General features: G+C 74.6%; 16 protein-coding genes. 11 read left to right on the plus strand and 5 right to left on the minus strand.

What is annotated here, in order from left to right; all coding sequences use genetic code 11:
• The first annotated feature begins 52 nt into the window (after positions 1–52).
• The 5 genes from QWJ41_RS04525 to QWJ41_RS04545 all read left to right on the plus strand — a co-directional run bounded on the left by QWJ41_RS04525 (position 53) and on the right by QWJ41_RS04545 (position 7,083).
• On the plus strand, positions 53–2,392 hold the full coding sequence (locus QWJ41_RS04525) for an HAD-IB family hydrolase (protein ID WP_302705967.1): 2,340 nt from the start codon (positions 53–55) through the stop codon (positions 2,390–2,392).
• Positions 2,389–3,591 carry a zinc-dependent alcohol dehydrogenase gene (locus tag QWJ41_RS04530; protein WP_302705968.1) on the plus strand — a complete coding sequence of 401 codons (1,203 nt, stop codon included), beginning with the start codon at positions 2,389–2,391 and terminating at the stop codon, positions 3,589–3,591. Before QWJ41_RS04525 ends, QWJ41_RS04530 begins: the two co-directional genes overlap by 4 nt.
• A gap of 43 nt (positions 3,592–3,634) precedes the next feature.
• Entirely contained in the window at positions 3,635–5,218 is a 1,584-nt protein-coding gene (gene larAH / locus QWJ41_RS04535) for an NPN-dependent hydroxyacid isomerase, LarAH14/15/16 family (protein WP_302705969.1), read from the plus strand.
• A 10-nt stretch (positions 5,219–5,228) separates the two neighbouring features.
• A complete protein-coding gene (locus QWJ41_RS04540; protein ID WP_302705970.1) occupies positions 5,229–6,167 on the plus strand; it encodes a lysophospholipid acyltransferase family protein in 939 nt (312 codons plus the stop codon).
• Between the two features lie 280 nt (positions 6,168–6,447).
• A complete protein-coding gene (locus QWJ41_RS04545) occupies positions 6,448–7,083 on the plus strand; it encodes a hypothetical protein (RefSeq protein ID WP_302705972.1) in 636 nt (211 codons plus the stop codon).
• A 263-nt stretch (positions 7,084–7,346) separates the two neighbouring features.
• Here the strand turns inward: QWJ41_RS04545 and QWJ41_RS04550 are convergent, their stop codons facing one another.
• The 3 genes from QWJ41_RS04550 to QWJ41_RS04560 form a co-directional block, all read right to left on the minus strand.
• Positions 7,347–8,564 carry a Dyp-type peroxidase gene (locus QWJ41_RS04550; RefSeq protein ID WP_302705974.1) on the minus strand — a complete coding sequence of 406 codons (1,218 nt, stop codon included), beginning with the start codon at positions 8,562–8,564 and terminating at the stop codon, positions 7,347–7,349.
• Complete coding sequence (locus tag QWJ41_RS04555; protein ID WP_302705976.1) at positions 8,561–9,154, minus strand: copper chaperone PCu(A)C; 594 nt, start codon at positions 9,152–9,154, stop codon at positions 8,561–8,563. The genes QWJ41_RS04550 and QWJ41_RS04555 overlap by 4 nt, the downstream gene beginning before the upstream one ends.
• Positions 9,155–9,220: 66 nt before the next feature.
• Entirely contained in the window at positions 9,221–9,958 is a 738-nt protein-coding gene (locus QWJ41_RS04560) for a hypothetical protein (RefSeq protein ID WP_302705978.1), read from the minus strand.
• Positions 9,959–10,192: 234 nt separating this feature from the next.
• Here QWJ41_RS04560 and QWJ41_RS04565 point away from each other — a divergent pair, with 234 nt between their 5' ends.
• Complete coding sequence (locus QWJ41_RS04565) at positions 10,193–11,746, plus strand: AMP-binding protein (RefSeq protein WP_302705980.1); 1,554 nt, start codon at positions 10,193–10,195, stop codon at positions 11,744–11,746.
• Between the two features lie 13 nt (positions 11,747–11,759).
• Here the strand turns inward: QWJ41_RS04565 and QWJ41_RS04570 are convergent, their stop codons facing one another.
• On the minus strand, positions 11,760–12,065 hold the full coding sequence (locus QWJ41_RS04570; protein WP_193670246.1) for an antibiotic biosynthesis monooxygenase family protein: 306 nt from the start codon (positions 12,063–12,065) through the stop codon (positions 11,760–11,762).
• A gap of 56 nt (positions 12,066–12,121) precedes the next feature.
• Here QWJ41_RS04570 and QWJ41_RS04575 point away from each other — a divergent pair, with 56 nt between their 5' ends.
• Genes QWJ41_RS04575 through QWJ41_RS04585 form a run of 3 tightly spaced genes read left to right on the plus strand, consistent with a single transcriptional unit; the run spans position 12,122 to position 15,296 of the window.
• Positions 12,122–13,318 carry a Nif3-like dinuclear metal center hexameric protein gene (locus QWJ41_RS04575; protein WP_302705983.1) on the plus strand — a complete coding sequence of 399 codons (1,197 nt, stop codon included), beginning with the start codon at positions 12,122–12,124 and terminating at the stop codon, positions 13,316–13,318.
• Positions 13,261–14,058 carry a zinc ribbon domain-containing protein gene (locus QWJ41_RS04580; RefSeq protein WP_302705985.1) on the plus strand — a complete coding sequence of 266 codons (798 nt, stop codon included), beginning with the start codon at positions 13,261–13,263 and terminating at the stop codon, positions 14,056–14,058. Before QWJ41_RS04575 ends, QWJ41_RS04580 begins: the two co-directional genes overlap by 58 nt.
• Entirely contained in the window at positions 14,055–15,296 is a 1,242-nt protein-coding gene (locus QWJ41_RS04585; protein WP_302705987.1) for a bifunctional RNase H/acid phosphatase, read from the plus strand. Before QWJ41_RS04580 ends, QWJ41_RS04585 begins: the two co-directional genes overlap by 4 nt.
• A gap of 1 nt (position 15,297) precedes the next feature.
• Here QWJ41_RS04585 and QWJ41_RS04590 read toward each other — a convergent pair whose 3' ends face one another.
• On the minus strand, positions 15,298–16,899 hold the full coding sequence (locus tag QWJ41_RS04590; RefSeq protein ID WP_302705989.1) for an amidohydrolase: 1,602 nt from the start codon (positions 16,897–16,899) through the stop codon (positions 15,298–15,300).
• A gap of 124 nt (positions 16,900–17,023) precedes the next feature.
• On the opposite strand from QWJ41_RS04590, the gene QWJ41_RS04595 reads away from it, so the two are divergent.
• Positions 17,024–18,871, plus strand: coding sequence for an ABC transporter ATP-binding protein (locus QWJ41_RS04595; RefSeq protein WP_302705991.1), 1,848 nt, complete (start codon positions 17,024–17,026; stop codon positions 18,869–18,871).
• Positions 18,868–20,679: an ABC transporter ATP-binding protein gene (locus tag QWJ41_RS04600; RefSeq protein ID WP_302705993.1), complete on the plus strand. Its 1,812-nt coding sequence runs from the start codon at positions 18,868–18,870 to the stop codon at positions 20,677–20,679. The genes QWJ41_RS04595 and QWJ41_RS04600 overlap by 4 nt, the downstream gene beginning before the upstream one ends.
• Positions 20,680–20,684 lie beyond the last annotated feature (5 nt).

Raw genomic sequence — 20,684 nt, forward strand, 5'->3', positions numbered from 1 at the left:
CGTCTGTACGGTGCTGCGCGTGCGGGTTCGCAGCCCGCGGCGAGGAGGACGCATGACTCAGGCACCGTCCGGGTCGGTGGCCGGCAGGCTCGCGGGCCGGCACCTGCTGCTGACCGGGGTCACCGGCTTCGTCGGCGAGGCGCTGCTGCACCTGCTGCTGCACGAGGTGCCCGACGTGCGCGTCAGCCTCCTGGTGCGCCCCAAGGGCTCGACCGGCGGCGCGGCGCGGATCGCCAAGCTGCTGGAGAAGCCGGTCTTCGCGCAGGCGGTCGCCGACGCCGGCGGCGTCGAGGCCCTGCTCGCCTCCCGGCTGGGAGTGGTCGAGGGGGACCTGGCCGACGTGCCGCCGCTGCCCGGCGACCTCGACGCGGTGGTGCACTGCGCCGGCGACGTCAGCTTCGACCCGCCGGTCGACGAGGCCTTCACCACCAACGTGGTCGGCACCCGCGACCTGCTCGCCCGGGTGGTCGAGGCGGGCCGGGAAGCCGGCCGCGACGTGCACTACCTGCACGTCTCGACGGCGTACGTCGCCGGGAGACGCCGCGGGCACGTGCCGGAGGCGCCGGTCGAGCACGACGTCGACCTGGAGGCCGAGCTGGCGTGGGGCCTGGCCCAGCGCCGCGACACCGAGCACCGCAGCCGCAGCGCGGAGGTCCTCGAGGCCGCCCGGCGCAGGGCCGAGAAGGCGCACTCGCGCGCCGGCCTGCTGACCGCGGCGACGGCCACCGAGCAGGCGCGTCGCGACTGGGTCTCCGCCGAGCTGGTGCGGGTCGGCACCGAGCGCGCCCGCAGCCTGGGCTGGACCGACTGCTACACCTTCACCAAGGCGCTTGGCGAGCGGGTCGTCGAGGCGCACGCGCGGGCCGGTCACCGGGTCACGGTGCTGCGCCCCAGCATCATCGAGTCGGCCCTCGACCGCCCGCACGCCGGCTGGATCGAGGGGTTCAAGATGGCCGAGCCGCTGATCCTGGCCTACGGCCGCGGCGAGCTGCCGGAGTTCCCCGCCGCCGCCGACACCATCGTCGACATCGTGCCGGTCGACCACGTGGCCTCGGCGATCGTCGCGGCCCTGGCGCACCCGCCCGAGCCCGGCGAGGCGGCGTACCTGCACGTCTGCTCGGGCGACCGCAACCCGCTGACCTTCGGCGAGCTCTACTCCCACGTGCGCGCCTACTTCGACGAGCACCCCTTCCAGGTCGGCGCCCGGGGCGCCGCCCGGCTGCCCGACTGGCGCTTCCCGGGCGCGGCCTCGGTCGACCGGCTGCTGACCACCAGCGAGCGGGCCTTCAAGGTCGCCGACTACGTCGTGGGCCACGCGCCGCGCGGCGACCGCACCCGCCAGGTGGCCCGCGAGCTCGACCGGCGGGGGCGGCGGCTGGAGTTCCTGCGCCGCTACCTGACGCTCTACCAGGAGTACGCGCAGGCGGAGCTGCGCTTCTCCGACGACGCGACGACGGCGCTGCGCGAGCGGCTCTCGCCCGACGACCAGCGCACCTTCGCCTTCGACACCGCCACCATCGACTGGCCCGTCTACCTGCGCGAGATCCACTGCCCGGCCGTCACGGCGCCGGTGCGTCGCCTCGACGAGCTCCGCGCCCGTCGCCAGGGCGCCCGGGGGCCCAGCGCCGGCGGCGATCGGCTGCCCGAGGTGTCGGGTCGTGCGGGGACGGAGGGCAGCGGCGCCGGCGAGGTGGCCGCGTTCTTCGACATGGACGGCACGCTGCTGTCCTCCAACGTGATCGAGACCTACCTGTGGATGCGGCTCCAGGAGCTCGACGGTGCGGGCCGCTTCGCCGAGCTGGCGCGGGTCGCTGCCCGGGTGCCGTCGCTGGTGCGCGCCGAGCGCCGCGAGCGCAGCGCGTTCCTGCGCGCGGTCTACCGCGAGTACGCCGGCGCCCGGCTCGACGACCTCGACGCCGTGGTCGACGAGCTGCTCAGCGACCACGTGCTCTCGCGCCTGGCCCCGGCGGCCGTACGACGGGTGCGCGAGCACCGGCGCGCCGGTCACCGCACCGTGCTGATCACCGGGGCCGTGCGCCCGCTGACCCGCCCGCTGGCGCCGCTCTTCGACCACATCGAGGCCGCTGAGCTGGCCGTCGACGGGTCGGGCACCTGCACCGGGCACCTGTCCGGCTCGCCGGTGGTGGGGGAGTCGCGGGCCGCGTTCATGCGCGACTGGGCCGCCCGCAACGGCGTCGACCTGGCCCGCTCCTACGCCTACGCCGACTCGCACTCCGACCTGCCGCTGCTGGCGGCCGCCGGGCACCCGGTGGCGGTGCGCCCCGACGTGTCGCTCTACCGGCACGCGCGCCGGCACCACTGGACGATCGTCGACTGGGCCAGCCCGCCCTCGGCCAGCCGCGGGCTCAACCCGGCGGGAGCACGCCGATGATGCTCGCGCTGGAGATGTTCCGCTCGCTGCCACGCACCGTGGTCGGGCGGGCCGTGGGCCCGCGGATGCCAGGCCTGCTCTCCGGGGTGGCCGCGCCGCTGCGGCTGGCCACCATCGAGGCCCCGGTCGTGCGCCGTCCGGGCTGGGCGCGGCTGCGCACCCGGCTCTCGGGCATCTGCGGCTCCGACCTGTCGATGCTCTCGGGTGGCACCAGCCTGTACTTCTCGGCGCTGGTCTCGCTGCCCTTCGTGCCCGGCCACGAGGTGGTCGCCGACCTGGCGGAGGACTGCGACGACCTGCCCGCCGGCACCCGGGTCGTCGTCGACCCGGTGCTGGCCTGCGCGGCACGCGGGGTCGAGCCCTGCGAGGGCTGCGCGGCCGGCGCGACGAACCGCTGCTCGCGCATCACCGTCGGCGACGTCTCGCCGGGGCTGCAGACCGGCTTCTGCCACGACACCGGAGGCGGGTGGGGCCAGCAGCTGAGCGCCCACCGCAGCCAGCTGCACCCGGTCCCCGAGGCCCTCACCGACGCCCAGGCGCTGCTCGCCGAGCCGCTGGCCTGCGCGGTGCACACAGCCCTGCGCGCCGGGGTGGCGCCCGGCGACCGGGTGCTGGTCAGCGGAGCCGGGGCCGTGGGCCTGTTCGTGACCCTGGCCCTGCGGGAGCTGACCCAGGCAGGCGAGATCCTGGTCGTGGCCAAGCACGCGCACCAGCGCGAGCTGGCGCTCGCGCTGGGGGCCAGCGAGGTGGTGGCCCCCCACGAGGTGCTGCGGCGGGTACGCCGCGCCACCGGCGCCTTCCAGCTGCGACCCGAGCTGTCGTCGGCGTACCTGCTCGGCGGGGTCGACGTGGCCCTCGACGCCGTCGGCAGCAAGCAGTCGTTGGAGACCTCGCTGCAGGCCACCCGCGCCGGCGGCCGGGTGGTGCTGTCGGGGATGCCGCGCCCCGCCGACCTGTCGGCGGCCTGGTTCCGCGAGCTCGAGGTGGTCGGCAGCTACGCCTCGGCCCGCGCCGAGCCGGGCGGGCGCAGCGCCTTCGCGACCGCCCTCGAGCTGGCCGGGCACGACGCGCTCTCGAGGGTCGCCGACGGGGTGGCGGCCTACCCGCTGCACCGCTGGCGCGAGGCCCTCGACCACGCCCACTCCACCGGACGCCTCGGCACCGTGAAGGTGGCCTTCGACCCCAGGAGATCGCAGTGATGATCCCAGTGAGGACCGCAGTGAGGACCATGAGGAGCGCCCAGTGACCCGACCAGGTTTCGTGCTCGAGGTCGACGACCGCACCCCGCCGCTGGTGGTCCACGAGGGCCTCGGCTTCCGGCTCGAGGACTTCCCCCTCGGCACCCGGGTGATCTACCCGCCCGAGTCGCTGCCGGGCATCGCCGACGTCGAGGGCGCCGTGCGCGAGGCGCTGCTGCACCCCGTCGACAGCGACCCGCTGCCCGAGCGGCTCTTCGCCGGGATGCGGCTGACGATCGCCTTCGACGACGTGTCGCTGCCGCTGCCCAGCATGCGCCGACCCGACATCCGCCAACGCATCATCGAGCAGGTGCTGACCATGGCCGCCGAGGCCGGGGTCGACGACGTGGAGATCATCGCCGCCAACGCGCTGCACCGCCGGATGACCGCGGCCGAGCTCGAGCACATCGTCGGGGAGCGGGTCTTCCGCTCCTTCCACCCCCAGGGCAAGCTCTACAACTTCGACGCCGAGGACCGCGACGCCCTGACCCACCTGGGCACCACCGACCGCGGCGAGGACATCGAGATCAGCAAGCGGGCGGCGGAGTCCGACCTGCTGGTCTACGTCAACGTGAACCTGGTCGCCATGGACGGCGGCCACAAGTCGGTCGGCATCGGGCTGGCGTCGTACAAGAGCCTGCGCCACCACCACAACGCGCACACGATGGTGCACTCGCGCTCCTTCATGGACCACCAGAAGTCGGCGATGCACCAGTCGGCGTGGCGGATCGGGCGGGTCATCAAGGACACCGTGCCGGTCTTCCAGGTCGAGACCACGCTCAACAACGACGTCTTCCCGCGCCCCTACGAGTTCTTGATGAAGCGCGAGTGGGAGTGGTCGGTGCGCGACCAGGCCTCGATGCTCGCCGCCCGGCGGGGCCTCGCGCTGGCGCCGCAGAAGCTGCGGCACAAGCTCTTCCACGACCTGCGCGCGCCCTACGGGCTCACCGGCATCGCCGCCGGCGAGGTCGAGGCCGTGCACGAGCAGACCCTCGCCCGGGTGCACCGCCAGCAGCTCGTGGAGGTGCAGGGCACCTCCGACGTGCTGGTGATGGGCGTGCCCTACCTGGGCCCCTACAACGTCGACAGCTCGATGAACCCGGTGCTGGCCACCTGCATGGGCCTGGGCTACTACTTCAACTCCTACCGCGGGCACCCGGTGGTGCGCCGCGGCGGCGCGGTGATCCTCTACCACCCGCTCGACGAGGGCTTCAACCAGCTGCACCACCCGTCGTACGTCGACTTCTACGAGGAGGTGCTGGCCGAGACCACCGACCCAGCGGTGATCGGCGAGAAGTACGAGCGGCAGTTCGCCGAGGACCCGTGGTACCGCCACCTCTACCGCACCTCGCACGCCTACCACGGGGTGCACCCCTTCTACATGTGGTACTGGGCGGCGCACGCGATGGACCACGTCGGCGACGTCATCTGGGTCGGTGGCGACCGGCGCGCCGCGGCCCGGCTCGGCTTCCGGGCGGCCTCGACGCTGGCCGACGCCCTCGAGATGGCCTCGGGCACCGTCGGCACCAGCCCCTCCATCACCTACCTGCACAACCCGCCGCACCTGCTGGCGGACGTGCGGGTCTGAGGAGGCACTGATGGGGTTCCTGCGCGAGGGCGTCGACGACGTGCGCCGCACCGCCCGCGGCTGGCGCTGGGGGCGCCGCTCGCAGGTGCCACGATCGGCCGAGCCGTACGTCGAGCCCGTGCGCGCGCAGGTGTTCGGCTCCGACTGGGCGCGGCGTCGCCCGGCGCTCGCCGCGCGCGAGGTGGCCCAGAAGGTGGGCCTCGAACCGGTCTTCCGCTCCCAGGTGCGCACCCGGGTCGAGGGCCTCGACGTGCTCGACCGGGTCGAGGGCCCGGTCATCTTCGTGGCCAACCACGCCTCCCACCTCGACACCCCGCTGCTGCTGCTCTCGCTGCCCGACGAGTGGCGCCGGCGCACGGCCGTGGCCGCCGCGGCCGACTACTTCTTCGACACCTGGTGGCGCGCGGTGGGCTCGTCGCTGCTGTTCAACACCTTCCCCATCGACCGCCGCGGGGGCTCCATGTCGGCGACGCCGGGGGAGGTGCTGGCCGACGGCTGGAGCCTGGTGATCTTCCCCGAGGGCACCCGTTCGGGCGACGGCTGGATGCACACCTTCCGGATGGGTGCGGCCTACCTGTCGCACACCCACGACGTACCGATCGTGCCGGTGGCCCACCGCGGCACCTTCGCCGCCATGCCGCGCGGGGCCGGCTGGCCCGGGCGCGACGAGGGCGGGCGCCGGCAGCTGACCGTGCGCTTCGGCGAGCCGCTGCGTGCCCGCGAGGGCGAGACGGTGCGCGACTACGCCCCGCGGGTGCGCGAGGCCGTCGCGGCGCTGCTCGACGAGGACAGCACCACCTGGTGGGAGGCCCAGCGCCGACGCGCCACCGGCTCGACGCCCGACCCGGGAGGTCCCGACGTGGCGACCTGGCGACGGGTCTGGGCCCAGACCGAGTCGCCGGCCGGCGACCCGCCCTCCGGCCCCCGCCGCCGGGTCTGGCAGCGCTGACACCTCCCCGAGCCGGCACGAGTTCCTGCCGAGCCGGCGTGACTTCCTCGCCGAGCCGGCACGAGTTCCTGCCGAGCCGGCGTGAGTTCCTGGTGTACGGCGCCGTGCGCCGCGAGTCGGCTCGTTTGAACCGGCCGGGTCGGGGGTGGTCTTGTGGTCTTGCGGGTTGCTTGTGGGAACGGGGGGTCTTTGCCGGGTGGTGGCTTGAGGTGGGGGCGTCAGAGTTTGGTTCATCGCCCCCGGACCGGCACTCGCCGGCCTCTAGACAAGGACCTCCCTCATGGCCTCGAACCCCACATCTTCCTCGCGCAAGTCCCTCACTCGTGTCGTCGCGTCGGTGGCGCTGGTCGCTGGTGCGACCGCGGTGGCGGGTCTGGGCACGTTCGGTTCGTTCACCTCCTCGACTGAGGCGACCGAGGCGGTGGCGTCGGGGGAGACGAAGATCGAGCTGGCCGGTCAGGGCACGCAGGGCCTGGACATGGCCGCGGTCGGTCTGGTGCCCGGCGACGCCGTGGAGCGTGCGGTGCAGCTGACCCGGGCCGGGACCACCGAGGGGTTCGGGTCGGTGGCGCTGACCACGACCTCGGCTGCTGCGGCGCCCTCGATCCTGACCAGCGACGCCAGGAACGGTCTGCAGCTGTCCATCGACCAGTGCGCCACGGCGTGGGTCAAGGCCGCTGAGTCCAAGAAGATGACCTGCGCCGGCCCGATCACCTCGATCGTCGCGTCGGTGCCCGTGCTCGGTGCGAACCGCGACCTGGCCCAGGTCACCGCGGCGCTGAACGGCTCCGCGATGGTCTCGAACCTGCGGATCACCCTGGCCCTGCCCCAGGCGGCCGACAACACCTTCCAGCTCAAGACCGACACCGTGAAGTTCGTCTTCGACGCCACCCAGCGCGCCGCCGAGGCCCGCTGACCCTGATCGCTCCGGCCCCGAGCCGGAGACACCTGTGGCCGCCGTGGAGGGAGCGGCGGCCGCACGGCACCTGGTTCTTCTGCCTGCCTCGAGCCGGCTCGTCATCGACGAGCCGGCTCGAGTGCATTGCGGGTTCCGCGAGCCGGCGTGACTTCCTGCCGAGCCGGCGTGAGTTCCTGGCGTACGGCGGCGTACGACGTGAACTGGCGCCGGCTCGCGGGGAACTGGCGCCGGCTCGCGCGGAACTGGCGCCGGCTCGCGGGTCAGGTGAGGAGTTGCTCGCCCAGCCAGGAGCCCTGCTCGAAGCCCGGCAGCACCGCGAAGGTGGCTGAGCCGATGGCGGTGGTCCAGTCGTTGAGCTGGTCGGACTCGTCGAGCGCCTGCTGCACCGGCACGAACTGGTCGGCGAGGTCGGCCTGGAAGGCCAGGAACACCAGCCCGCTCTCCACCTCGACGCCCTGCCCGGTCTCCACCTCGCGGGTGTAGTTGGCGCCCTTGCGGAACATCCGCCGGCCCCCGTGGAGACTGGGGTGCGCCCGCCGGGCGTGGGCGTCGGCCGGCACCACCAGCCGGCCCTGCGACCGGGCCTCGAGGTCGAGGTCGTGGAGCTCCGGGCCGCCCGTCAGCGGCGCACCGTCGGCCAGGGTCCGCCCGACCGAGCGCTCCTGCTCGTCGCGGGTCAGCTCGTCCCAGGTGTCGAGGTCCATCCGGATGCAGCGCACCACGAGGCTGCTGCCCCCGGCCCAGCGGCCCTCGCGCACCCACACCGTGGCGTCGAAGAGCGGGGTGCCGGGCTGCGGGTTGCCGGAGCCGTCGACCTGGCCGAAGAGGTTGCGCCCGGTCTGGGGACGGCCCGTGGGGTCGGTCGGGTTCCACGAGCCCACCTGGCGCCACCGCGCCCGCGCGAAGGGCGCTGCGTCGGCGACCAGGCGGCGTACGGCGTGGGCGACGGTGGTGCCGTCGCGGCCGGCCACCAGCACCGCCAGGTCGCCGCCGCTCCAGCGCTCCTGCAACCGGTCGTGACGCATCGGCGGCACGTCGCCGAAGCCCGGGGGACCGGCCCCGAAGAGCCCCGGCCGGCAGGCTCCGGGCCCGACCCCGACCGTGATGGTCAGGTCTGAGGCCGGCTGGGACAACCAGGGGGCCGGGTCGCCCGGGGCGCCGCGACCGGCGGCGAGGGCCTCGATGTCGCCGGTCCAGAGACGCATCAACCGGCCCAGGGCCTCCCGGTCGACGTCGGGGAGCAGGTCGAGGGCGACCAGCTCGCTCACGGCCGCCTGCGGCGCGGCGACGCCGGGCTGGTGGGCGCCCCAGGGCTCGATGGTGCGGCCGGGCGCGGCCGGTGCGGGTGCCGAGGACGCGGGGGCCGCGTCCTCGGCACCGACGGCCAGCACCGCTCCCGCGCCGGCAGCGGCGCCGACACCGGCGCTGCCGACGTACCCCAGGAGCCGGCGACGGCTGACGCGGGGAGCCGGGCTCACGAGTGGTCGTGCTCGCCGGTGCCGGGCTCGTGGTAATGGCCCTCCTCCTCGGTGAACTCCTTCACGGGCGCGGTGAGGGCCTGCTCGCTGCCGTCGGAGAACTCCAGGGTCAGCTCGACCTCGTCGCCGGCGGCCAGCTCGCCCTGCAGGTCCATCAGCATCACGTGGTAGCCACCGGGCTCGAGCACCTTGCCGCGGCCGGCCGCGACGACCAGGCCGTCGGGCATCGCCTGCATCGCCATCGCGCCGTCGACCATCGACATCTCGTGCAGCTCGACCATGGCGGCGACCTCGGTGCTGGCGCCGACCAGCGTGACGTCCTGCTCACCGTCGTTGTCGATGGTCATGAACGCGGCCGACATGGAGGTGTCCTCGGCGCCGACGGTCGCGCGGACCCAGGGGTCGCCGATCGTGACGGAGCCGGCCTGCTCGGTGGTCTCGGAGGTGGAGTCCGTCGAGCCGGTGGGCTCCTCGTCGCCACAGGACGCCAGGCCGGTGCCCAGGGCGAGGGCCAGGGCGGCCGCGGGGACGAGCCGGCGGACGCGGCCGCGGGCAGGGGCGGTGCGGTTGGTGCGGGTGGTGCGGGTCATGGGGTTCTCCTCGTACGACGGGGGCGCGCGGCAGCGCGCGGGAAGCACCGCCGGCGGCGGTGCGGGTCAGGCGGCGAGGAGGAACGGAGGACCGCGACGGGTGACGAGACGGTGGGGCAGGGTGCGCTCCAGCGGCAGGAGCAGCAGCGGCGGCACGGGCAGCCGACGGGAGGCGTCGAGGCCGCCCAGGGCGGAGGCGTGCAGCGGCAGCAGCGCGAGAGGCAGGGTCGCTGCGACCCGTGCCTTCACGGACGCCAGGACGAGCAGGTGCCACAGGGCCGACTCGCCGACCGCCAGCCACAGCCCGAGCACGACGGCGCCCAGGGTGTGGGCCAGGAGCATGAGCGGGCCCTGGGCGAGCGTGTGCTCGACCAGGTGAGCCGAGGCCTGGGCGAGGGGCCCCGCCGTCACGGCCTCACCCGCGCGGCCGCCGGCCGCCGAGGCGGCGTCGAAGTGGTCGGCCAGCGACCCGACGCGGCGTCCGCCGTCGTCGGCGACGACCTGCAGGGCCGGGCCCGCCGACGAGCCGGGTGCCGGGCTCGGGCCCGATGCGCCCGACCCGGCGCCGTGGTGGCCGGCCGTCACGGACAGCAGGAGGTGGGTGGCGGCCTGGCCGCCGACGAGCAGCGCCACGAGCCGCAGCGCGCTGGCCCGCGAGCGCAGGAAGAACGCGCTCAGCACGGTGCAGGCCGCCAGCACCAGGACCATCGGCACCACCGACGGCAGCCGGCCGTCGGCGGCCACGTGGGACACCGCGCCCGAGACCAGCACCACCGGACCGAGCACGGCCGCCCGCGACCACACGAGCGTGCTCGTGGGCCGGGTGGGGTGCTGCTCGCGCGTGATGGTCGGTCTCCGGTGCAGGCGGCGGGCTGGGGTGGTGAGCTGGGGTCGGCCAAGGCTACAGCCGGCGAGAGGGCGGCGGACCGTTCGTCGCCGCACCCGCACCGCTCGGCGTACCGGCCCCGGCGGCGTACGCCGCGCTGCTGGTCGCCTGCCTAGAGTGGTCGGCGTCACACCACTGACTGGAGGAGCCACATGATCGTCCCGTTCAGCGTCTCGGACTTCATCGACCGCGCCGTGCAGGTCTACGGCGACCGGGTCGGGGTGGTGGACGAGCCCGACCAGCCCGCGGAGCCGTTGGGCGACAAGGGCCGGCTGACCTACCGCGAGATGGCCCGGCTCGCGGCCCGCCAGGCCGCGCGGCTCGACGAGCTTGGCATCGGGGTCGGCGAGCGCGTGGCGGTCGTCAGCCACAACAGCGCGCGGCTGCTGACCTCGTTCTTCGGGGTCGCGGGCTACGGGCGGGTGCTGGTGCCGGTGAACTTCCGGCTGCGCCCCGACGAGGTGCAGTACATCGTCGACCACTCCGGTGCGCGGGTGCTGGTCGTGGACCCCGAGATCGACGAGGAGCTGCGCGACGTCACCGCCGAGCACCGCTTCGTCATCGGCGACGACGACCTCATCTACGCACCCGAGGGCAGCGAGCCGCGGCCCTGGGAGCCCGACGAGAACGCCACGGCGACCATCAACTACACCTCGGGCACCACCGCGCGGCCCAAGGGCGTGCAGATCACCCACCGCAACATCTGGACCAACGCGGTGACCTTCGGGATGCACGCGGGTGTCAGCGACCGCGACGTCTACCTGCACACCCTGCCGATGTTCCACGCCAACGGGTGGGGTTGGCCCTTCGTGGCCACCCAGGCCGGCGCCAAGCACGTGGTGATCCGCAAGATCGACGGCGCCGAGATCCTGCGCCGTGTCGAGGAGCACGGGGTCACCGTCATGTGCGCCGCCCCGGCGGTCGCGGCCGCCGTGCTGGAGGCCGCCCAGGAGTGGGACGGGCCGATCCCCGGGCGCGACCGGGTGCGCATCATCATGGCCGGCGCGCCGCCGCCGACGAAGACGGTCGTGCGGGTGGAGGAGGAGCTGGGCTGGGAGTTCATCCAGATCTACGGCCTCACCGAGACCTCCCCGTTGCTGACCATCAACCGCGGTCGCGCCGAGTGGGACTACCTGGAGCCCGAGGAGCGGGCCGCGAGGCTGACCCGCGCCGGCGCCCCGGCCCTCGGCGTACGCCTCGCGATCTCGGAGGAGCCCGACAACCAGGGAGAGGTGCTGGCCCGCTCCAACGTCTGCCTCGAGGGCTACTGGGAGCAGCCCGAGGAGAGCGAGCGCTGCCTGGCCGGCGGGTGGTTCCACACCGGTGACGGTGGCGTGGTCGGCGACGACGGCTACCTCACCATCAGCGACCGCAAGAAGGACGTGATCATCACCGGCGGCGAGAACGTGTCGTCCATCGAGGTCGAGGACGTGCTCTTCTCGCACCCGGCGGTGGCCGAGGTGGCCGTCATCGGCGTGCCCAGCGAGAAGTGGGGCGAGACCATCAAGGCCCTGGTCGTGCTGGCGCCCGACACCGAGGCCACCGAGGCCGAGCTGATCGCCTGGTGCAAGGAGCGCGCCGCGGGCTACAAGGCCCCGACGTCGGTCGAGATCCGCGACGAGCTGGCCCGCACCGCCACCGGCAAGCTGCAGAAGTTCAAGCTGCGGGCGCCGTACTGGGAGGGCCAGCAGCGCCAGGTGAACTGACCCGCGGGGATGCTCAGGAGGGGCGGACGTCCATGACGACCTCGAACTCCAGCAGGTCGGCGCCGCTGGCGACGGGCTTGGCCCGCTCGCCGGCGTGCGCGGCCTGGGCGCCGCCGTCGCGCCACGCGGCGAAGGACTCCTCGTCCTCCCAGTGCGTGACGACGAAGTAGCGCTCCTCGCCCGCGGTGGGGCGCAGCAGCTGGAAGCCCAGGAACCCGGGGGAGCCCTCGACGGCGCCGGCACGGGCGGCGAAGCGCTTCTCGAGCTCGGGGCCGGCCTGCGGCGGGACGGAGATGGCGTTGATCTTCACGACGGGCATGACGCCACCCTAGGCGCCGGGCCCGGCGCCGGTGCCGGCGCCGATAGCCTCCTGTCATGCACACGAGCTCGGAGCCCACGCTGAGGGACGTCGTCGACCTGGTGCACGGGTGGTACCCGCCCGGCACCGCCGACTCCTGGGACCGCGTGGGGCTGGTGCACGGCGACCCCGCCCAGCCGGTACGCCGGATCATGATGGCCGTGGACCCCTCGCCGGCGGTGGCGCAGGAGGCCGCCGACTGGGGCGCCGACCTGCTGGTGGTGCACCACCCGCTGTTCCTCAAGGGCGTGCACGGCTTCACCACCGAGACACCCAAGGGACGCACCCTGCACACGCTGGCCCGGGCCGGCTGCGCGCTGCTGGCCGCCCACACCAACGCCGACCAGGCCGAGGGCGGGGTCTCGGAGTCGCTGGCCCTGGCGCTGGGGCTCGACGACCTGCGCCCGATCCTCACCGCGCCGCGCCCGGCCCTCGACAAGCTCGGCGTGCTGGTGCCCGTGGCCGACGCCGACCGGCTGCGGGCGGCCCTCGCCGAGGTGGGCGCGGGGCGTCTGGGCGACTACGAGTCGGCCTCGTTCACCGTCGAGGGCGTCGGCCGCTTCCGCCCGCTGCCCGGGGCCACCCCGACCATCGGCACGGTCGGTGACCTCGAGGAGGTGCCCGAGGAGCGGGTCGAGGTCGTCGCCCCCCGCTCGCGCCGCAGCGAGGTGCTGCGCGCGATGCTGGCCGTGCACCCCTACGAGGAGCCGGCCTACGACGTCGTCGAGCTCGCCGACCCCGGCCTGTCGAGCACCGGCACCGGTCGGGTCGGCACGGTGGAGCCGATGTCGCTGGCCGCCTTCGCCGCCCGGGTCGCCGAGGTGCTGCCCCCGACGGTGCACGGCGTGCGGGTCGGCGGCGACCCCGACCGCGAGGTGCGACGGGTCGCGGTCTGCGGCGGCGCGGGCGACTTCCTCCTCGACACGGTGCTCGACATGGGGAGCTCGGGGGGTGCCGACGTCTACGTCACGAGCGACCTGCGTCACCACCCCGCCTCGGAGTTCCTCGAGCACGACGGGCCCGCGCTGGTCGACGTCGCGCACTGGGCGGCGGAGTGGACCTGGCTGCCCGTGCTCGAGGCGCGACTCCGGGCGGCGCTGGTGGGCGAGCGGGGCGCTACGGTGGAGACCCGCGTGAGCACCCGGTGCACCGACCCGTGGACGTTCCGCCCCGATGCACACACAGCACACCCCACAGCCAGGAGAGACCGCTGAAAGCCGATCCGACCGCCCAGGTCACCCTGCTCGAGGTCCAGGAGCTCGACTCCCGGGCCGACCAGCTGCGCCACCAGCGCCGCGCCCTGCCCGAGATCGCCGAGATCACCGAGCTGCAGGCCCACCGCAACGAGCTCGACGACCAGGCCCGCGACGCCCGGATCGTCGTCGACGACCTGAGCGCCGAGCAGGCCAAGGTCGACGCCGACGTCGAGCAGGTCAAGGCCCGCCGGGCCCGCGACCGCCAGCGGATGGACACCGGCCAGGTCGGCAACCCCAAGGACCTCGAGCGCCTCGGCCACGAGCTCGAGTCGCTGGAGCGCCGCATCGCCAGCCTCGAGGACGACGAGATCGAGGTGATGGAGCGTCTCGAGGAGGCCCAGTCGGTGCTCGACTCGGTCACCAAGCTCCTCGAGCAGGCCGACGTGCGGCTCGGCGAGCTGATCGCGGCTCGCGACGAGAAGGTCGCCGCCATCGACGCCCAGCTGGTCGACGTTGAGGCCCAGCGCGGCCCGTCGGTCGACGGGCTGCCCGAGGACCTGCTCGCGCTCTACGAGAAGCTGCGGGCCAACAAGGGCGGGGTGGGCGCGGCGATGCTGCACCAGCGCCGCTGCACCGGCTGCCAGCTCAGCATCGACAACGCCGAGCTCTCGGTGATCCGCTCCGCGCCGGCCGACCTCGTGGTCCGCTGCGAGGAGTGCACGCGCATCCTGGTGCGCACCGCGGAGTCAGGGCTGTGACCTCGCGCGTCGTCGTCGAGGCCGACGGCGGCTCGCGCGGCAACCCCGGCCCGGCGGCGTACGGCGCCGTGCTGAAGGACGCCGCCAGTGACCAGGTCATCGCCGAGGACGCCCGCACCATCGGGGTGGCCAGCAACAACGTGGCCGAGTACTCCGGGCTGGTCGCCGGGCTGCGCCTGGCCGTCGAGCACGCCCCGGGCGCCGAGGTGGAGGTCCGGATGGACTCCAAGCTCGTCGTGGAGCAGATGTCGGGCCGCTGGAAGATCAAGCACCCCGACATGCGGGTGCTGGCCGCCGAGGCCGGCGAGGTCGCACCCCCGGGCACGACGTACACCTGGATCCCGCGGGCCCGCAACGCGCACGCCGACCGCCTGGCCAACGAGGCGCTCGACGGGGTGCGCGAGGGCGTCGTGGTGGCCGAGGCCGAGCCGGCGCTCCCCGCTGACGCCCCCGGCGAGGAGGCGCCCGACGAGGAGTCGCTGATCGAGGAGATCGAGTCACCGGGCGCGACCCGAGGCGAGCAGCCCCGCGACCAGGCCGGGCACCGTGGCTGGAGCGGCCCCACTGCCCCGCCCACCACGCTGGTCCTGGTGCGCCACGGCGTCACCCGCCACACCGCGGCCAAGCGCTTCTCCGGCGGCCTCGGCGGCGACGACCCGGCCCTGAGCGAGGAGGGCCTGGCCCAGGCCCGCGACACCGCCGACTGGCTGACCGGGCTCGGCGAACGGGTCGACGCGGTCGTCTCGTCGCCCGTGCGCCGCACCCGCGAGACCGCGGAGGTGGTCGCCGCGCGGCTCGAGCGCACCGTGGAGGTCGAACCCGGCTTCGCCGAGATGGAGTTCGGCGAGTGGGACGGGCTGACCTTCGCCGAGGTCGCCGAGCGCGACAAGGCGGGCCTCGACGCCTGGCTGGGCTCGATGGACGTGGCGCCGCCCGGGGGCGAGTCCTTCGGCACCGTGCGCGAGCGGGTGCTGGCCGGGCTCGACCGGGTGCTCGCCGAGCACGCCGGGCGCACCGTCGTGGTGGTCAGCCACGTGACCCCGATCAAGACGCTGGTCGCGCACGCGCTGGGCGCGCCGCTCGAGGCGGTCTACCGCATGGAGCTCTCGCCGGCCTCGGTCACGGTGCTCTCCTTCTACGCCGACCCGGCCGCCGACGGCGCGGCGCGCGGCTCGATGCGGCTCTACAACGCGCTGCCGCCGGGGGAGCGCGCCACCGTCGAGCCGGGTCGCTGGTAGCTCAGCCCACCTGGTGGACGGTGCGCCCGGCCACCATCGTGCGCAGCAGGCGGGGCAGCTCGGCGCCGGGCTCGAGCACCGGCACGCCGTCGGCGTCGACGCCTGCCGGGGTCTCCCAGACGGCCAGGTCGGCCACCCAGCCGCGCGCCAGCCGGCCGCGATGGTCCTGGGCGGCGGCCAGCCAGCCGCCGCGGGAGTGGGCGAGCACGGCTGCCAGCGGCGTGAGCCCCTGACCGGGCACGCGGTGGTGCACCGCGGCGCGCACGGCCGCCCACGGGCCCAGCGCCGTCACCGGTGAGTCCGAGCCGAACGCCAGCGGCACCCCGGCCCCGGCCAGGTCGCGGAACGGGTTGGTCTCGCGCCAGCGCTCGCCGAGGCGGGCGGCGTACATGCCCGAGGGCCCGCCCCACAGCCCGTCGAACATCGGCTGCACGCTCGCGGTGACGCCCAGCCGGCCGAGCACGGCGATGGTGGCCGCCGACGGCATCTCGACGTGCTCGAGCCGGTGCCGACCGGCCCGCACAGCCTCGTCGCCGAGCTCGTCGGCGGCGGCCGCGAAGCCCTCGCCGATCGCGTCGAGCGCGGCGTCGCCGATGCAGTGGAAGCCGGCCTGCAGCCCCGCGCGGGTGCACGCCACGACGTGCTCGTGCACCTGATCGGCGCTGACGTAGGCGTGCCCGCAGGTCGGTGCGTCGGCGTACGCCGCCCCGAGCGCGGCGGTGCGCGAGCCGAACGCGCCGTCGGCCACCAGGTCGCCGGCCAGGCCGGCCACCCCCAGCCGCGCGGCGGTCTCGACCGCCATCAGCTCGCCCCAGTAGACCGTCGCGGCGAGGCCGACCTCGTCGGCGGCCTGGCGCACCAGGGCGATCTCGGCCTCCGGGCCGATGTGCGGGGCGGCGTTCTCGTGGAACCCGGCGATGCCGACGGCCGCCATCGCGTGACAGGCGGCCCGGGCCGCGTCGAGGCGCTCGACGTCGCCGATCAGGGTCTCCAGCGTGTGCCGCACCGCGTGGTGGGCGTCGCGCTCGACGCGCCCGTCGGGCGTCCAGCCCTGCAGGTCGGGGAGCCCCGGCACCAGCGAGGCGAGCGCGGGGGAGACGACCGAGGAGTGGCCGTCGACGCGGGTCAGGTAGGTACGCCGTCCCGGCGCGGCCCGCTCGAGCTCGTCGCCGGTGGGCGGGCGGCCCGCGCGCCACGGCGTCTCGTCCCAGCCCTGGCCCACGAGCACCGCGTCGTCGGGGTGGCGCCGCGCGTGACGGGCGAGGGCGTCGAGCACGTCGTCGAGCCCCGTGGCGGCGGCGTACGCCGGGCCGGAGAGGTCGAGGCCGGTCAGCGCGAAGCCGGTGCGCACGGTGTGCACGTGGCTGTCGACGAAAGCAGGGGTGACCAGGGCGCCGTCGAGGGCGACCACGTGCGGCGCCGCGTCGCCGGTGCCGACCCAGGCGTCGGCGTCGTCCTCGCTGCCCAGCGCCACGACCCGGCCGTCCTCGACGGCCAGGGCCGTGGGTCCGGAGCCGGGCTCTGCGGGCGAGGTGGGGTCGAGCACCCGGCCGCCGCGCAGCACGGTCCGGCGGGCGCGGGCGGGAGCAGCAGCGGCGTCCATGGCGACACCCTAGGTCGGGGGTGGGCCGGGGACGGACCGGGTGGCCCCGGTGTCGGCGGGCGGGAATAGCCTCGGTCGTCGCGGGGTTCGCCCGCGGTCGGGCGGGACGAGGACGGGACACGCGGTGAGCGAGCAGGCAGGGTCGGAGCCGAGGGCGGCAGCGAGCCGGGCCACGACCACCCGCGACGGGTTCGCCGTGCTGTGGGTCGCCATCAAGCGCGAGCCGTGGGTCTTCGCCGTCTCCGCCCTGGGCAGCGTGCTGTTCGGCGCCCTGACCGTGGCCGACGCCTGGGTGCTGGGCTGGTCGACGGAGAACGTGGTGCTGCCGGCCCTCGAGACCGGCGAGGTCGGTGCCGGGATGCTGTGGGCGGTGCTGACGCTCTTCCTGGGCGTGGCCATCCTGCGCGCGGTCGGCATCGTCGCGCGTCGGCTCGGCGCCGGCATCATGCAGTACCGGATGCAGGCGCACACCCGCCGCGCCGTGACCCGCCAGTACCTCGCGCTGCCGATGGAGTGGCACCAGCGCCACCCGACCGGGCAGCTGCTCTCCAACGCCAACTCCGACGTCGAGGCCGCCTGGGGCCCGGTCGCGCCGCTGCCGATGGCGGTCGGCACGGTCGCGATGATGGTCATCGCGGTGGTCCAGATGCTCGTCGCCGACCTGGTGCTGGCCGTGGTCGGGCTGCTCGTCTTCCCGGCGGTGATCGCGGCCAACGTCGTCTTCCAGCGGCTCAGCTCGCCGCTGATGACCCGCGCGCAGCAGCTGCGCGCCGAGCTCTCCGAGGTCGCCCACGAGTCCTTCGACGGGGCGATGGTCGTCAAGACGCTGGGTCGCGAGGGCGAGGAGACCGCCCGGTTCTCGGCCAAGGCCCAGGAGCTGCGCGGGGTGCTGGTGCGCGCCGGTCGCATCCGCGCGGCCTTCGACCCGGCCCTCGCAGCGCTGCCCAACCTCGGCGTCCTGGTCGTCCTGGCCGTCGGGGTCGCGCGGGTGCAGAGCGGCGCCACCGACCCCGGCAACGTGGTCCAGGTCGCCTACCTGCTGACCATCGTGTCGTTCCCGATCCGCTCCATCGGCTGGCTGCTGGGCGAGTTCCCCCGCAGCGTCGTCGGCTTCCGCCGGGTCACCAGCGTGCTCGAGGCCACCGGCGAGATGCCGTACGGCGATGCCGCCCTGGCGACCACCGGCCGCGGCGGTGCACGGCTCGAGGTCGACGGCCTCAGCTACTCCTACGTCCCGGGCCAGCGGCTCCTCGACGACCTGCGCTTCACCGTGGAGCCCGGGCGCACGGTGGCGCTGGTCGGGGCCACCGCGTCCGGCAAGAGCACCCTGACCTCGCTGGTCAGCCGCCTCGTCGACCCCGACGGCGGACGGATCCTCCTCGACGGGCAGGACCTGCGCGACCTCGCACCGGGCCAGCTGGCCCAGGCGGTCTCGCTGGTGGCCCAGACCGCCTTCCTCTTCGACGACACGGTGCGCGGCAACATCACGCTGGGCGCCGACGTCAGCGACGAGGAGGTGTGGGCGGTGCTGCGCGCTGCCCAGGCCGACGGGTTCGTGGCCGCCCTGCCGCACGGCCTCGACAGCCGGCTCGGCGAGCGCGGCACCTCGCTGTCCGGGGGCCAGCGCCAGCGGATCTCGCTGGCCCGGGCGCTGGTGCGCCGGCCCCGGCTGCTGGTGCTCGACGACGCGACGTCCGCGGTCGACCCCGAGGTCGAGGCGCGCATCCTGGCGGCGCTGCGCTCGGGCGCCGACGGGGCCGAGCGCCCGAGCCTGCTGGTGGTGGCCTACCGCAAGGCCACGATCGGGCTGGCCGACGAGGTGGTGCACCTCGAGGACGGACGCGTCGTCGACCGCGGCACCCACCAGGAGCTGCTGGCGCGCAACCCCTCCTACGCCGCGCTGGTCAACGCCTACGAGGACGAGCCCGACCCCGATGCCGCCGTCGCCACCACCGCAGGAGAGCCGTCATGAGTGCCGTACGGGCCGCCTCCAGCTCGGGCACCGCGCTCGATACCGGCGAGGAGATGCGCGCGATCGAGACGATCCGCCGCGGGCTGCACCACTCGCCCGAGCTGACCGTCGGCATCCGCACCACGCTGGCCTACGCGGTGCTGGCCTCCGCCGGACAGGTCGTGGTGCCGATCGCGGTGCAGCAGACCCTCGACCGGGGGCTGGGTGCCGAGGGCGGCCCCGACCTCACCTTCACGGCCTGGATGGGCGTGCTCGCCGCGCTCGCCATCGTGCTGACCTCCTGGGCGTCGTACAAGATGACCAGCCGACTCTTCCGCACCGCCGAGGGCGGGCTGGCGACGCTGCGCACCAAAGCGTTCCGCCACGTCCACGACCTGCCGCTGCTGACGCAGAACACCGAGCGCCGCGGTGCGCTGGTCGCGCGCGTGACCAGCGACGTCGACCAGGTCAGCCAGTTCCTGGTCTTCGGCGGGCTGCTCTTCGTGGTCAGCATCGGCCAGGTGGTCATCGCCACCGCGGTGATGCTCATCTACTCGTGGCAGCTGACGCTGGTGGTGTGGCTGTGCTTCGCACCGCTCTTCGCCTCGCTGAAGTTCTTCCAGCGCAAGCTGTCGCAGGCCTACGGCACCGTGCGTCGCCAGGTCGGCGCGATGCTCTCGGCCATCTCCGAGCCCGTGGTCGGCGCCGCGGTCGTGCGCTCGTACGCCGTGCAGTCGCGCACCCAGGACCGCATCGACGAAGCCGTCGACGCACACCGCGTCGCGAGCACCCGCGCCCAGGGCTTCACGGCCTTCTCCTTCTCCCTCGGTGGCGTGTCCGCGGGCCTGGCCAACGCGGGCGTGATCGTCGTGGGCGTGCTGCTCGGGATCGCCGGCGACATCACCGCCGGCGAGATCCTGGCCTTCGCGTTCCTGGTCACCCTGTTCGTCGGGCCGGTGCAGATGGGCACCCAGATCCTCACCGACGCCCAGCTGGCGATCGCCGGGTGGCGCCGCGTCATCGGCATCCTCGACACCCCCGCCGACCTCGTCGACCCGGGGTCCGCGGGCCACGACCTCCCGCCGGGCCCGATCGACGTGCGCTTCCAGGACGTCACCTTCGCCTACCCCGGCGGCCCGCCGGTGCTGCAGGACTTGGACATGTCGATCGCCGCGGGGCGCCGGGTGGCGATCGTGGGGGAGACCGGGTCGGGCAAGTCGACCTTCGCCAAGCTGCTGACCCGGTTGATGGATCCCTCCGAGGGGGCCGTGCTGCTCGACGGCGTCGACGTGCGCGACATCGCCCAGGCCACGCTGCGTCGCAGCGTCGTCCTGGTGCCGCAGGAGGGCTTCCTCTTCGACGACACGATCACCGCCAACGTGCGCTACGGCCGTCTCGACGCGTCCGAGGCCGACATCTGGGCCAGCGCCGAGGAGCTCGGCCTGGGTGACTGGCTGGCCGGCCTGCCGGCCGGGCTCGAGACCCGCGTGGGCCAGCGCGGCGACTCCCTGTCCGCCGGCGAGCGCCAGCTCGTGGCGCTGCTGCGGGCCCACCTGGCCGACCCCGACCTGCTGGTGCTCGACGAGGCCACCAGCGCCGTCGACCCGTCGCTGGAGATGCGGATCGGACGCGCCCTGGAGCGGCTGATGAGCGGTCGCACCTCGGTCACCATCGCGCACCGGATGTCGACTGCCGAGGCCGCCGACGAGGTGGTCGTGGTCGACCGCGGCCGCATCGTGCAGCGTGGCCCGCACGCCGACCTGGTCGTCCAGCAGGGCTCGGTCTACGCCGGGCTGCACGCCTCGTGGGTGGCCCAGCAGGGTCGCTGAGCGGC

The organism is Nocardioides cremeus (assembly GCF_030518195.1).
Classification (GTDB): domain Bacteria; phylum Actinomycetota; class Actinomycetes; order Propionibacteriales; family Nocardioidaceae; genus Nocardioides; species Nocardioides cremeus.